Raw genomic sequence first — 13078 nt, 5'->3', positions numbered from 1 at the left:
GCGGTGGGCTGACCGATCGGTTGACCTGGCGTCCGGCTGACACTCGGGCGTACCACTCTCGAACGAGACGGGTTACGCATGATTCGGAAAACTACGGCGGCTGTGCTGTTCGCTGCCGCGGCTATCTCGCTGACGGGCATGTCGACGGCCGCAGCACGGCCGATCTCGCAGGAACAGCAGCAGGGTGGCCTGCGCGAGCCATCGCAACAGCAGCAAGGAACCGCCGGAATGAGCGAGAAGGCCAAGCCGCCGAAAGACAAAGCGGGCGGCGGCGCTGGTAAGTCCGGCAAGGGTAAGGGCAAGGGCAAGAAGCCGATGTAGGGGAAGCAGTCGGCGTGCACCATGACGCCGATAAGAGTGGCTTTCGAGACTCCGAGTCCGGTCCGTCCGCACGGACCGGACTCGACTATCGGACGTCGGTGACTCCCCGAACCTGTTGCGGCAGTTAGCAAGCCACGTCGGTGAGGTGGTGGCGGGCTGCGGCTGCGGCGCGCACCGCGGCAGAGATGGCGACTACCGGTGGGGTCCAGCGGGCTTCGGTGGGGGAGATGGCCCAGTTGGCTGAGCCGGTGGACAGCCGCGTCGGCGGGAGCGGGATGCTCGCGCCGTCGGTGTGCACGATCGCGCCCGCGCTGTGCAGGGCTTCGATGGCCAGTGTCGCCTTGGCGGCGCCGACTACCAGGTGGATCTCGCGGCGCTCGGCGCCGGGGATCTCGATGACCGGGCCGGACAGGTTGTTCGCGCGCAGGAAGCGGCGGACCTCGGCGGCGAGGGGGCCGGTGAGTTCGACGGCCGCTATCTGCTCGTCGGTGATCAGGCAGACGCCGTTGGCGGTTTCGGCGACTGTCCATCCGCGGCGGCGGTAGTCCTGCACCGCGTCAGAGGCGGCCAGGGTGCTGGAACTCGGGAACGTCGCGGGCACTGTCTTCTCCATTTCACCAGGTAGATCGTGATCTCTCATCGGTATGCGCAGAAGCCCCGCCAACTGCACCTGTGCATCAAATCGTCTGCGGCTAGGAGTTTCCCTACAGAATGCTTGTGATCGCCAACCGCACCAGCGATTCTGCGCGGGTCCGCCCCGGACGGGCATCGCCCCGCGGTCGCGTCCGATGTCATCCTTTGGGCGGACCTACCCCGATACCTGCCGTGCGCTGACCCTGAGGCCGTTCCGATCCGGAAATCCGGGGCTCGCGGCCGGGTCACAGCTAATTGCCAAGTGCGCCTCGAGGTTTCACCAGCCGCGCATGGTTCAAATAGGTATGGGATCGATATGGGGGTGGGGCGCAGCGTCCGCCGGTTGCGTAGCGGCAGTGGCGATATCGGCGTTGGTGGCGGCTCCGCTGGCCACGGCCGGGCCGCACGACCAGGGCTCCGCCGTCGCGGCGACACCGACGAGCGGTGCCCCGCCCGTCGCGGTAACACCGGTTCGCGGGACACCTGTTCCGCACCTGCCGCAGACTGCCGCGTCGTCCACGGCGCTGGCGCAGCAGATGCTGGCGGCGATTCAGGCCGTCTCGCCGGGATCGCAGGTCGGGATCGACGTGGTCGACATGAGTTCCGGGACAGTACTTGTCGGCTTGAATCTCGATCAGCAGTTCTACACCGCGTCGGTGGTCAAACTGCTGATCGCCCTGGATGCGTTGAACAGCCAAGGCTGGCAGCCGGATTCGGATACCGCGGCACAGCTGCGCGAGATGCTGGCCGCCAGCGACGACAACGTCGCCGACGCCCTGTGGGACGAGAACGGTGGCGACGCGATCGTCGCCAGGATGATCGACGTGATCGGCCTGACCGGCACGCAGCCGCCCGACGACCCGGAGCAGTGGGGCGAGACCTTGACTACCGCGCGGGATGTGGCCACGATCTACCGCTACCTGACCACCGCCGTGCCCGAGCCGTCCCGGGACATCGTCGTCGGTGCGCTCCGCGGTACCAGCGAGATCTCCGCCGACGGCACCGACCAGTACTTCGGCATCCCGGACGGTTTGACCGGCCTCAGCTGGGCGGTAAAACAGGGCTGGATGGCACTGGACACCTCCACCACGCTGGACACCACCGGCTTGGTCGGACCGAGTGCGACCCAGCTGCCGTACGCAGTAGTCGTCCTGACCTCCCAGCCGACCGGAATCGACTGGAACACCGGAGGTTCCGCACTGACCGCCGGCGTCAGCGTCCTGCGCAGCACCGTCGACCAGCAGCGGCAGACCGGGAAGCTCGGCACCGAGGACGACAAATCCACTGCGATAGCGCCACCCGGGTAGCGGCACGCGAAACACGGCAGCCGCAGGCTGGCTGCGTGCGGCTGCCGTACTGAAGGCCGATTAACCCCTCGGTGCTCGGCTTCAGTCGTGTCGGGTGGCCGTATCCCAGCCGAAGAACACCGTCCAGCCTGACAGCCGCAACCGGTGCCGGGTATCGGCTATACGACTGTCATTCGAACGACCGACGATTTCTCCGGTGAATCGCTCAGATCTCGTGCTCGTCGTGCTCGAGTTCAGCTGCGAGGCGATCGATCTGGGTGGCGAGTTCGGCTTCTCTCTGAGCCTTTACGCTGCGTTCCTGATCTTCGATCCGCCCGGTCGCATCGCGCAGCTTGCGTTCGATACCTCGACTACGAAGGTCGAAACTGGTGCTTTCCTCCAGGTCGTGCAGCTGTGTGTGCCGACCGTGTGATCGTCTGGCAGCGTCCAGCCGCTGTGATACCAGGGTGTCGTAGGTAGTGGTTCCACCCATCATCTTGCTCAGGACTGGTAACGAGTCGACCGCGATGAGCAAAAGTCGAAGGACCCACTCTGCTATCGAAATAACCGGATTCTTGGCGGACAGTCGGCTCATGGCATCGAACTCGTCGAGTAGACCGCGGTCGCGCAAATTCTGCTGCTTCTCGGCTACTTTTGCAGAAATTTTTGTACTGATCTGCTCACTACTTTGTCGACGTGCGTCGGACAGCGCCGAGGTCAGGGTGACGATCTTCGCCTGCAGTTTGATGAAATCATCGCGTTGCTGATCGATGTGACTATCGTTCCTGAATTTGTTGACGGTATCTCTGTTGTCTGAGCATTCACGGCCTTCGCCGATGCGACCTGTCAAACCTGGGCCCGGTGTTCCTGCACACTCCTCACGCGCCAGGCGCTCGAATTCGGCGAGCTGGCGGTTCGCATCATCAAGATTCTGCTGGGACTGGCCCAGCAATTGCTGCGCGCTGGTGAGCTGCTGTTCAACCGCCATCGGGTTGCTCTCGATGTCGACTCGGAAGGCGGCGCAGTCCGGGCTGTCGATGATCCTTCCATCCGCCGGATTGCAGGTCTTCAGGCGGCTTTCGTAGCTATCAATGGATGACTGGCGGAATTCGGAAATTTCCGTCAGAATCGATGGCCGAAACGCCCACATCACGAGGGGCTCGGCAATGACGGCTCCGAGCAATATTGAAATGAATAGCCGCGGAAGAAACAGCTTGATTCTGGATGTATGCAGCACGCCGTGAGTGCTTGCGATCAACCATCCGTCGAACGTCATGATGAGGTAGCCCCAGAAGATCCCGATGGGGAGAAGCAGCAACCACCGTCCGTCAGCGAGGCCGGAAAATGCGACTATCAATGACAGGCCAGCCATCAAACCCGTGTTGAAGACGATCGCACCGAGTCTGGTATAACGCGTCCGTTCCTCTGGAACCCAGTCGAGGATAACTTCTCGGATACCGATGATGGATCGCAGCCGGCGGCCGGTTTTGTTCAGGTCCGGAAGGTCTGGTCGGTCAAAATCTCGGATCGGATCGGGCACCAATGGCCTATCGATAATATCAGTGGTCATCCTCCTCTCTCACCTCCACGTCATCGAACTCGTTGGCATCTGCCGGGATCACATCTGTGCTGCTGAGTGCTTCGATCTCGTCCAGACCGCTTCGGTCAGGCTCCGGTACGTCGGCTAGCATTGTGCTGACAACTCTTTCGAGGTTGACATTGGCCGAATCCAGATGACCTCGTTGTGCGAGTTCGCGGATAATCTCGAACTGTGCTTCGAGTTTGCGCCGTTCGTCATCTCGCTCGAAGGCTCGGTCCTCACGATCCAAGATCTGCTGGCGCTTCCGCTCGCTGTCCTGATGCTCGAGCTTCCGTTGCTCGATCCTCCATTTCTCGGCCTTGTCCAAACGTTCTGTTTCCCAGTGCTGCCTGGCTGTTTCTCGTTCCCATTCCCGGTTTCCGCGACTATCTTCACGCTCCCATTCTCGCTGCTGAGCCAACTCTGTTCTTCGGTCGTTACGCTCCTCTTTCTCGAGCCTGAGCAATTCGTCCGCGAAATCCTTCGCGCTGATCTCGCCAACTGAGTAAGAAAATTTCAGTGCGCTTATCGGATCGTTGGCGACTTCGCTGTGCTGCGAGTATTGATATCGCTCGTAATCACGTTTTCTCGCGTCGAGATCAATTTCATGTCTCTGTGACCGTACCGCAATGTCCTGTTCGTACTCGGACGCCGCGCTCCGCAATTGGTAGCTGTTGTGCTGTCGCTCGAATTCGATGCTGTGCCTGTTCACTTGTTCTCGGCGCGACTGCTCGAATTTGGACACATCTGGCGGTGTCAGTACTTCGACACTTGCCAGTTCGGTCGCGAGGCCGATATAGATCGGAGGCGACATAGTCGTGAAAGCAGTGACCTGCGCTGTTATCTTGCGACGTGCCTGGTTGATCTGTGCCAGCTCGTAGTCGAGACCTAGTTCGAAGATGCGTCTATGTCCCTTGAGATACGGTTTGAGTACCTTCTGCAAATCCTGCGCGCCGCCCCGAACCACCGCGACAGGATCGGTCACGGTGCAGGCGAATGTGACATGCAGCCGGAATAGGTCGGCGTCTTTTGAGGGAATGTCGAGTTGTACGAGTACCTCGGCGTCGCGAGATACGTCGACGACGGTCACATTCGTTGCATCGAGCACCGTCTCGGAGTCGAGCGGTAGTGCATAATTGTCCAGAACGTACTCGCCGCCGGTTCGGTAGACGAGTCGGTGGTTCGATACTCCGCGCGGTATTTCGTCCGCGGTCCGGGACCGTTTCGGCCCTAGAAATTTCTTCGGTGGAACCGGATCGAGGGGCCGTTGCTCTACTACTGGGTATGAATTATTCATCGGGCATTCCTTCTAATTGGATTTACGTGGATCAAATATATTCAACAAGATACGTAGCAGTGCTACCGTTTCGTCCTTGTCGGCTTTTTCTCGACGCATGACAGTATTGATGTATTCGGAACGTAGCTGTTCGATCTCCCTCTCCGAAAAGTGGGCGCGAATGGCGGTACCGAGTAGAGTAATGAGCTCTACGGGTGTCGCGTCATTGGCGGCGAGATCCTTCGCGGCGTACTTGAACAAGCGAATGGCGGCCAGCCGGGTCGGGCGGTATTTGAGGACGGTAGCCCAGAGGGTGGCCACCGTGCGTATTCGGTCAGGATTATGCTTCAGGAAGAGTAATAGTGATCTTCGTTCGGACTCGTGGTCGAATGCCGACAGCACATTGAGCGCGGCTGCGGCCGCGACCGAGCGGAGCTCGATATTGGCGCCGCTGCGGCCGAAGCGGTGAATCTTGGACTCCACCATCGTAAGAACGATGCCGGTATCGGATGTCTCTCTCGTCAGGGTTACAAACAACTCGGCCAATGCAGCTGTGGCGCTGCCCTTGACGGTATGCGCCTGAACGCACAGCTGCCACAGACGGTTGGTCGCTTCGTGGGGATAGCGGACGCCCAACTGCCAGCTGAACGTGACTGCGGCGGTCCATCGTTGGGCAGGGTTGGGGCCGGTGATCCATTTCGTAGCAATTTGGAGTGCGGCCGGGGCGAGCTCATCGCTGTATGCCATCGTCGTCAGTACGAAGATCGCGACATTTTGACCCCCTACCCCCTTGGAACCGCATGACCACGGTCCGATGACGTCGAGCACCTCGTCGATCGCGACTTCGCTCAACGCCGCGAGACCCAATGCGATGCGCCAGCTTCCGTCTCGTACCGATTCGTCCAGCCATACACGTACGGCATTCCAGAGTGTTTGGCTGTCGTAGCGCTCCCACAGCATTCGGACCACATGCCGGTGATAGCCGTTCACCGCGAACGTCAGTTCGGCGCGAGGGCCGAGGTCGGTCGCGACCATTTTCCGGACTATCAGGCCACCTGGACCTGTGATTCTGTGCCGACGTTGTGGCATAATTTCGGCTTCGCGGCTGCCTATGGGCTCGGTGTCGGGGAGCTTGGGATCGAGATGCTTTTCGAGCGTGCTCAACATCGCATCGAATGTCCTCTCCGGCGCGCCGAGTGCGAAGGCCAGCGTCGTGACCTCGGCGATCTGCTGCCGATCCGGCTTCCCCTCGAACCATTTCATGACCTCGTTGAACGCGGTCACATCGAAATGTCGGGTGGCGGTGTCCGGAGATTCCCCCTCGTCGAGCCGCCTGGCGAGCTCGACAATATCGCTGATCCGAGCTGCGCATTTAATGTCGTCGGACAGTGCTGCCAGCTGTTCGTCGGACAGCGGCGTCGACATTCGCAGCCGAAGCACGCTCTCCGGATCTGGCAGCTCCCAATGGAACCGGCGGACTCCTTCGGCGAGGTCGCTGGACTCGCTATGGGTAGTAATTACCATGTACGCCTGCGTGTCCGCGAGTTGATCACGAACGACGTTCCAACCGAAGGCGCCATCGGGTCCGTTGTCCCCGATGTGATCGACGACGGCGTATCCACACCCGTGGACGTATGGGCGTTCGGCCAACTCGGTCGCGGTCACCTGCGGCGACAGCAGAACCAGCTGCCCCTCGGTACATCTGCGGAGCAGTTGTAATGCCGATGTCCGTTTGCCGAAACCGGATGGTCCAGACAGTACGACAATGCGGTCTTCTTGCAACGCGGCCAGAGTCATGCTGAAACCGTCCGGCGTTACATATGAAGTAAGCGCTTCCGTAAGCTCTGATTCGGTAATTTTGCCGGTTGCTCGTGTGCCCTGCCGGAACTGTCGGGCATCCATCCCTAGCGTGGCAGTTTGTATCCCTTTCAGGCCGGGCAGGTGATTATATACAAGGTTCTGGATGGTGGCTGCATCGAAGCTTGTCGCTGGCCGGCCGTCGTCGGATTCCGGCTGTGGCTCGGGTTCTCGGGTGGAATCTTCCTTATCCATCAGCTCGACCGGTTATCGAACCCAAAGACCATATAATCAGCTCTGGTATCACCGGTTAGCGTGTTATTGACTATATTTGTAGCGTTTTGTCGGGGGGTTTTGGCGTTACTATCTTCTTCATCGACCGAGGCCTCGTGTTGTGCCTGTTCTGAAATATGCTGACCGCCGAGGAAGACGTCAGACTGTGGGCTGATGTTATCCTCTCCACTGAGGAGTCGTTCATGGAGATTCGTCAATTGTTTGGGGATGGCCATTCCGTATTTGTCCAGAAACTTGCGATGATGTTGGAATACGTCGAGTGCTTCCACCGGCAATCCGCCGTAATGGAGAGCACATATGTAGAGTCCAGCGACACGGGTTTCCTGCGGTCTGGCATGGTAGAGGCGTTCCAGATCGGTCAGGCGATCTCGCTCACGTCCATTTCTGACATCGAACTGATTGAAGAGAATCTCGGCGTGTCGATAATCCGCCGCCAGTTTGTCACGATAGGCGGATATTTTTGATCCATCCAGATCTTCGAGTGGTTCGCCGTGGCGCAGCTGCATTGCTTCGATGAGCAGCTCGCGCCGACGTGAGTCCTCGAACTGAGTCGCGCGATCAACCAGCTTCCGGAGTAAGTGCACGTCGACACAGTCAGCGGGAATGTCGAACTGGCACCAGCCATCCTTGCTGATCAAACGGTCCGCGAGCCCGAGCTCGCTCAGATGATGTCTGCGAAGATCGCTCACCGGCTCATCCAGCTTTCGAGCTGCATTGTCCGGCGGATCGTCCCAGACCCAGTGCGCCAAGTTGTCGCGCGGCACTCGACGACCGGGCGAGCTGAGGAGGGCAACGAGCAAACGTCTCTCTCGCGGGGTGCCCAGTTCGACCCGAGTCGAGCTCACTCGTGCCTCGACCGGACCGAGCAGTTGGAATCTAACAGTACCGGGAGGAAGTTTCACCATCTCGTTAGCCATTTCTTTTGATACTCCTTTCGATATTGCATGTTAGGTGTATGGCTAGCGCCAGACCCAGTGCATAACCCAGTGTCACCCAGCTGGCCGCCCAGTGCTGGACCAACTGTTTTCCTATTTCGATCGGGTGTCCTTGTTCTTGTAACCGGCAGCAAGATGCAGCCGACGAAAAGAGGAGAAACCGATGACCGTGTCGAATAAGGGAGAATTCCGTGATTGCGCCTTGTTTCGGAAGAGCAGCTTCAGCGAGGGTGGTGGCGATTGTGTGGAAGTTGCCCGAGTAAATGGTTGGGTCGCTGTGCGGGACTCCAAGGATCCGAATGGTCCGGTTCTGTGGTTCACGCCAACTGAATGGGATGCGTTCGTGTACGGCGTACTGGCCGGTGAATTCGGCATAAAAGACGTCGTCGTACGCTGGATCAGCGCAGCTATTCGCATTGTACTCAGCGTGATCACATAACCCGATACCGTCGAGCCGGGTGGTGTTACTCCATGGCGGAGTTTCGCTACCCGGCTCTTCGTTGCAGTCCATGGTGATGTCGCTCGTACGCATGATGTCTCTTTGGACACTCAGTCTAATAGGTGGTCGAGTTGATGTCAGCGATGAGCTGATGCAGGAAGTCGCGGGCGTGATCATCGAAAAGCGCCATCCGGCGAAGCTGAATCCAGCGTTGGTTATACAACTCCACATCTTCGGCGGCGACGATATTCATTTGAGAGTGGATTGTCTCGACCGATGCTTGTGACACATCAGACCCGTCGTAGACAACGAAGCTGTGCGAAGTGAACGTGAGTGCCTCGGTGTTCTGTGGGATCAACCCTATGTCGACGTTCTGCAATGTGCTGAGCTGTGCGATTCGCTCGAGCTGAACGACGAGGAGGCTGGGTGGACCGGGCCGCCACCGCAGGGCGCTCTCGGTTATCAGAAAGTCGAACCGTTTGTCCCGGGAGTACAGCGCGAGCTGGCGGTCCAACCGTGCGGACACCGCCGCGGCGAGATCTGTCTCGCTGTACGGGATCTGGAACATCGAGAAGACGCGGCGAGCGTACTCGGGCGTCTGTAGCAGGCCTGGCACGACCGATGACTGGAAGACTCGCAGCTGATGTGCATCCGACTCCTTCCGCAGGATGTCGTGCTGCAGGTGCCCTTTGCCCAGCAATGCTGTACGCCAGGGGCTGGATTCGTGGTGCGCCGCCGCGGTCATCGTCGCGAGTCGCTGTTGTACCTCTGCTGGCGTGCCGAGTTCGCGCCCCCAGGCTTGCACTTCGGGCAGTGACGGCACCGCGTTGCCGCTCTCGATTCGAGAGATTTTCGACTGGCTGACGCCGATCCGCTTCGCAAGATCGCGTCCTGAGATGCCGGCAAGGTCACGCAGCCCCCGTAACTCTGCCGCCAACTCTCGGCGCCGTGGTAGTGCGGCCGCTGGCCGGTCCGCCGATTGCATCTAAGCCAGTCCTCCGTCTCGAGCGAACCATAATGACCCGTACTGATTCAATTTGATTCAGTGTAGCAAGCGTACCTCGGCCATCGGGTGCGAGATGTTCCGGTCGGCCACTGCGTTGACAGGTAGATCAGGTCCCTCGATGCTCGCCTTCGGTTGCGTCGGGGGTGGCCCGAGAAGAGTTCGGTCGTATGCCGACGAGCTTGACAGCAGCAATCGGTGCCGAGTATCGGCTGTACGACCGTCATTCGAACAACCGACAGCGCTGAGACAACCCCCGTTGAACGCTCGATTCGACCGACGAACACACCACTTGCGGCTTAGTCACTCCTTCAGGCGGTGCTGGTCTTGCACAATCTGTGCATGCCCAAGCCCTGCCTGCTGCTCCAACTGCGACCCGAGCGCCCCGCTGCGGACGACGAATACCGAGCTGTGTTGCGCGCGGGTGAGCTCGACGCCGGCGATGTGGTGCGCGTGCAGATGGATCGGCAGGGCCTGCCTGACCTGGTGCTCGACGATTTTTCGGCGGTGATCGTTGGCGGTGGGCCGAGCAATGTCGGCAATCCGGAGGCCGAGAAATACGACTATCAGCTGCGGTTCGAGCCCGGATTGAAGAAGCTGGTCGCCGAGATCGTCGCCCGCGACTTCCCGTATCTGGGCGCCTGCTACGGGCTGAGCATCCTGGCCGATGTGCTCGGTGGCACGGTGAGCGGCGAACGATACGACGAGCCGCCGGGTGCGCAGACCATCGAATTGACCGACCGCGCAGGCGAAGACCCGCTGCTCGCGGGCGCTCCGCAGACGTTCCGGGCCTTTGTCGGGCACAAGGAAGCGTGCCAAGAGGTGCCGCCGAACGCGGTGCTGCTGGCCACCTCGGCGGACTGCCCGGTACAGATGATCCGGGTCGGCGAGCACGTGTACGCGACCCAGTTCCACCCCGAACTCGACGGCGACGGGCTCGCGCTGCGCATCGAGACCTACCGGCACGCAGGCTATTTCGACCCGGAGGAGGCGGACTACCTCACCGCGTTGGGGCACCGGGAAGCGATCACCACGCCCAAGGAGATACTGCGCCGATTCGTCACCAGGTACCGCAGCGGTACGCGCTGACCCCTCAACTGGCGGTAATTCCGGTGGAGAGCTTGACCACGACCTTGTCGCTGGTGACCTCCTGTACCTGCACGCTCAGCCCGTCGGCGGGCCGACTATCCCCGGCCGGCACGCTGACCTCCTGGTTACCCACCTTCAAGGTGACCGTATTGCCGTTCACCGCAACGAGTTCCGCGTCCACCCCGAGAATGGTGGCCTTGGCGTTGACGCCACGATCGAAGGTGACCGTGCAGCCGCTCACCGCACAGTCGGTCTTGGTGCCCGCACCTTCGACCGTGCAGGCGGACGCTCCCAGCAAGGCGAACACGGAGAGCGCGGACAAGACGATCAGGCGGCGAACAGACATGCGGCCAGCGTAGAGCGAATCGACTATTTCGGGCACACCCAGGTACCGGGGCTATGGTGGAGTTATGGGCGTCATGGGCGAACTCTTTCCAGGACAGAAGCTGGCCGACGAGGGCAGCGGGGACAGCGACGGACAGCCGCACCGTCCCCGGCTTGCCCTTGATCTGGATGCCGGGGTCATTCGGATAGCCGGGCCTGCCGCGTCCGCACCCGCGGACGAACCGACCGAAAGCGACTGATCCGCGCAGGGATTGACGGCACTTCTATCAATCACCTGAACTGATAACCGGGGCTGTGGTTTCCGCCAACGCTTCCGACATGTTCAGCGGATGAGTTCGGAAGGCACTCGGAGGTCGTCGTGCGCGTAAAGTTCGGCGACAGCGGCTGGATCGTCGCCAGCGGCGGTGACGGCGATCGTGTCGAGGAATGCGTCGTAGTCCGGGCCGGTCTCGCCGTTGTACGACGCGGTCATGCGCCCCCACTCGTCCCACGGAAGCATCTCGACCTTGTTCAGGGCGGCGAGATCTTTGATCGCGTTCCCGCGTATCTCGGCCGGTCCCCAATTGGCGGTTCCGCCGACGCCGAACGTCGCGGCGTCGATGCGGCCTGCTCGGAAGGCGATCCATGCTTCACCGCCGCTGAGGAACTCACCGGCCCGGAGGTCCTCTGGGCGCTCCAGGATCGACCGGCCGAGGATCTCGGTATCGATGCGCACCCATCGGCGTTCGACGTCATGCCAATACTCGGTGATCCAGTGGTCGAGGCCGCGCCCGTGCTGGAAGTATGTGGCGAAGCCGCAGCGGACACGGGCCGCGATCCCTCGATGGCGCAGCAGTGCGCAGCTGATCGCCGCGAAGTGCCGGCAGGTGCCGATCACGCGGTGGTCCGGTGCTCGCTGGACGGTCAGGGGCGCCGGATTCAGCGCGAGCAGCGTGTCGACCAGCTTGACGGCTGGCCGAATCTGGTTCTCCGAGAACCTTTCTGGCGGCAAATCGAGGGTCTGAGCATCGCGGGGTTGAATGACAAGTCCGGGGGCGAGACGGCAGATATCGATGATGTCGGTCGGGATCTGCGCCAGCGCCGCCGGATCGACACCGTGCAAGCTTGTCAGCTGCCCAGGGCTGTTGTATTCGATCGCCGTAGCCATGCAGACGATCGTAGGCCGCCGGCAGCGACCCAAAGGCGCCGTGGACGAACAGCATTCGGTACTAGTTCCGGAATCGGCAGGCGCCCGCGTACGGCATCGACGACATCGGGGACTCCACGACGCCGGTGCCGTAGCTGGAGGCGTGGATCACCTTGCCGTCGCCCGCGTAGAGCGCGGAGTGGCCGCCGCCGTAGAACGACACCAAGTCGCCGGGGCGCAGGTCGTCTTTGGACACCGGGGTGCCTGCGGCGAGTTGGTCGTAGCTGGTGCGCGGGACCGAGACGCCTGCCTGCTGGTAGGACCACTGGACCAGGCCCGAGCAGTCGAAAACATCGGGTCCGGCGGAGGTTCCGTAGTTCGAGCCGATCTTGGCGCGGGCCGCTTCGACGGCGACCTCGCCGGTCGTCTTCATCGGTGCGACCTGCGGGTGCAACGTGTTCGGCGGCTTGATGCCGGGAAGTCCTGCCAGGCCGGAGTATTCGAAGCCCGGAATGTCGGGGAGGGTGAAGGTGATTCCGGGAGCGGAGAATTCGGTCCGGGAGGGAGCAGCGGATGGCGCGCTCTCCTGTGGCGGTACCGAGATCTGGATGCCGGGAAGCCCTGGGGGAACGGAGATTTCGTTCGGAACGTCGAAACTTCCGACGCCGGGGACGGTCACTGTTTGGGCCGATGCCTCTGCGGCGGAGAAGAGGAGTGCGCCGGAAACGGCCGCGCCTGCGGCAAGTGTCCACCAGAACACCCGCCGCAGCGAGCGGATACTTCGGACGTCGTCGTCGGTCTTCGATGCCATGATCAAGTCCTCCGATGGTCATTTCGAAGGCCTTGGCGGACTTCACCAAGTCTTCGAATACATTCGAGAACATCACGGTGATCTGTCAGTCCAAGCGGATCCGATTTCCCATCCTTCGACACATTCAGGTTCGAACAAATTTCC

The 13078-nt window shown here is 61.1% G+C and carries 14 protein-coding genes; 5 read left to right on the top strand and 9 right to left on the bottom strand.

Translation table 11 applies throughout. The annotated features are described in order from the left end of the window. Positions 1–78 precede the first annotated feature (78 nt). A complete protein-coding gene (locus tag ABZ942_RS13170) occupies positions 79–321 on the top strand; it encodes a hypothetical protein (RefSeq protein ID WP_357381398.1) in 243 nt (80 codons plus the stop codon). 124 nt (positions 322–445) lie between these two features. On the opposite strand, the gene ABZ942_RS13165 is transcribed toward ABZ942_RS13170, so the two are convergent. Further along, positions 446–922 (bottom strand): hypothetical protein, encoded by a 477-nt coding sequence (locus ABZ942_RS13165; protein WP_357381396.1) that lies wholly within the window; start codon positions 920–922, stop codon positions 446–448. A gap of 388 nt (positions 923–1310) precedes the next feature. On the opposite strand from ABZ942_RS13165, the gene ABZ942_RS13160 reads away from it, so the two are divergent. Further along, positions 1311–2261: a serine hydrolase gene (locus tag ABZ942_RS13160; protein ID WP_357381394.1), complete on the top strand. Its 951-nt coding sequence runs from the start codon at positions 1311–1313 to the stop codon at positions 2259–2261. Between the two features lie 205 nt (positions 2262–2466). Here ABZ942_RS13160 and ABZ942_RS13155 read toward each other — a convergent pair whose 3' ends face one another. Genes ABZ942_RS13155 through ABZ942_RS13140 form a run of 4 tightly spaced genes read right to left on the bottom strand, consistent with a single transcriptional unit; the run spans position 2467 to position 8103 of the window. Continuing rightward, the gene (locus tag ABZ942_RS13155) at positions 2467–3810 is read right to left on the bottom strand and encodes a DUF4407 domain-containing protein (RefSeq protein ID WP_357381392.1); all 1344 of its coding nucleotides are present in this window, start codon (positions 3808–3810) and stop codon (positions 2467–2469) included. Then, positions 3800–5116, bottom strand: a complete 1317-nt coding sequence (locus tag ABZ942_RS13150) for a hypothetical protein (RefSeq protein WP_357381390.1) — start codon at positions 5114–5116, stop codon at positions 3800–3802. The genes ABZ942_RS13155 and ABZ942_RS13150 overlap by 11 nt, the downstream gene beginning before the upstream one ends. Before the next feature lie 12 nt (positions 5117–5128). After that, positions 5129–7147, bottom strand: coding sequence for a hypothetical protein (locus tag ABZ942_RS13145; protein WP_357381388.1), 2019 nt, complete (start codon positions 7145–7147; stop codon positions 5129–5131). Beyond that, entirely contained in the window at positions 7147–8103 is a 957-nt protein-coding gene (locus ABZ942_RS13140) for a BTAD domain-containing putative transcriptional regulator (RefSeq protein ID WP_357381386.1), read from the bottom strand. The genes ABZ942_RS13145 and ABZ942_RS13140 overlap by 1 nt, the downstream gene beginning before the upstream one ends. Positions 8104–8284: 181 nt before the next feature. On the opposite strand from ABZ942_RS13140, the gene ABZ942_RS13135 reads away from it, so the two are divergent. Beyond that, the gene (locus ABZ942_RS13135) at positions 8285–8560 is read left to right on the top strand and encodes a DUF397 domain-containing protein (RefSeq protein WP_357381384.1); all 276 of its coding nucleotides are present in this window, start codon (positions 8285–8287) and stop codon (positions 8558–8560) included. 115 nt (positions 8561–8675) lie between these two features. Here ABZ942_RS13135 and ABZ942_RS13130 read toward each other — a convergent pair whose 3' ends face one another. Next, a complete protein-coding gene (locus ABZ942_RS13130) occupies positions 8676–9497 on the bottom strand; it encodes a helix-turn-helix transcriptional regulator (protein WP_357381382.1) in 822 nt (273 codons plus the stop codon). A gap of 408 nt (positions 9498–9905) precedes the next feature. Between ABZ942_RS13130 and ABZ942_RS13125 the strand changes: the two genes are divergently transcribed. Then, complete coding sequence (locus ABZ942_RS13125) at positions 9906–10652, top strand: glutamine amidotransferase (protein ID WP_357381380.1); 747 nt, start codon at positions 9906–9908, stop codon at positions 10650–10652. A 4-nt stretch (positions 10653–10656) separates the two neighbouring features. Here ABZ942_RS13125 and ABZ942_RS13120 read toward each other — a convergent pair whose 3' ends face one another. Further along, positions 10657–10998 (bottom strand): hypothetical protein, encoded by a 342-nt coding sequence (locus ABZ942_RS13120; protein WP_357381378.1) that lies wholly within the window; start codon positions 10996–10998, stop codon positions 10657–10659. A 64-nt stretch (positions 10999–11062) separates the two neighbouring features. Here ABZ942_RS13120 and ABZ942_RS13115 point away from each other — a divergent pair, with 64 nt between their 5' ends. After that, a complete protein-coding gene (locus ABZ942_RS13115; protein ID WP_357381376.1) occupies positions 11063–11236 on the top strand; it encodes a hypothetical protein in 174 nt (57 codons plus the stop codon). An 83-nt stretch (positions 11237–11319) separates the two neighbouring features. Here the strand turns inward: ABZ942_RS13115 and ABZ942_RS13110 are convergent, their stop codons facing one another. After that, positions 11320–12144, bottom strand: a complete 825-nt coding sequence (locus ABZ942_RS13110; protein WP_357381374.1) for a transglutaminase domain-containing protein — start codon at positions 12142–12144, stop codon at positions 11320–11322. A gap of 61 nt (positions 12145–12205) precedes the next feature. Beyond that, entirely contained in the window at positions 12206–12934 is a 729-nt protein-coding gene (locus ABZ942_RS13105; RefSeq protein WP_357381372.1) for a C40 family peptidase, read from the bottom strand. Positions 12935–13078: the final 144 nt, after the last annotated feature.

This window comes from Nocardia sp. NPDC046473 (genome assembly GCF_040645995.1).
Classification (GTDB): domain Bacteria; phylum Actinomycetota; class Actinomycetes; order Mycobacteriales; family Mycobacteriaceae; genus Nocardia.
This window is presented reverse-complemented; position numbering and strand designations above follow the sequence as displayed.

Coding starts and splice junctions, on each gene's coding strand:
- ABZ942_RS13170 (WP_357381398.1), top strand. CDS start 79: ATGATTCGGAAAACTACGGCGGCTGTGCTGTTCGCTGCCGCGGCTATC.
- ABZ942_RS13155 (WP_357381392.1), bottom strand. CDS start 3,810: ATGACCACTGATATTATCGATAGGCCATTGGTGCCCGATCCGATCCGA.
- ABZ942_RS13150 (WP_357381390.1), bottom strand. CDS start 5,116: ATGAATAATTCATACCCAGTAGTAGAGCAACGGCCCCTCGATCCGGTT.
- ABZ942_RS13145 (WP_357381388.1), bottom strand. CDS start 7,147: ATGGATAAGGAAGATTCCACCCGAGAACCCGAGCCACAGCCGGAATCC.
- ABZ942_RS13140 (WP_357381386.1), bottom strand. CDS start 8,103: ATGGCTAACGAGATGGTGAAACTTCCTCCCGGTACTGTTAGATTCCAA.
- ABZ942_RS13135 (WP_357381384.1), top strand. CDS start 8,285: ATGACCGTGTCGAATAAGGGAGAATTCCGTGATTGCGCCTTGTTTCGG.
- ABZ942_RS13125 (WP_357381380.1), top strand. CDS start 9,906: ATGCCCAAGCCCTGCCTGCTGCTCCAACTGCGACCCGAGCGCCCCGCT.
- ABZ942_RS13120 (WP_357381378.1), bottom strand. CDS start 10,998: ATGTCTGTTCGCCGCCTGATCGTCTTGTCCGCGCTCTCCGTGTTCGCC.
- ABZ942_RS13115 (WP_357381376.1), top strand. CDS start 11,063: ATGGGCGTCATGGGCGAACTCTTTCCAGGACAGAAGCTGGCCGACGAG.
- ABZ942_RS13110 (WP_357381374.1), bottom strand. CDS start 12,144: ATGGCTACGGCGATCGAATACAACAGCCCTGGGCAGCTGACAAGCTTG.
- ABZ942_RS13105 (WP_357381372.1), bottom strand. CDS start 12,934: ATGGCATCGAAGACCGACGACGACGTCCGAAGTATCCGCTCGCTGCGG.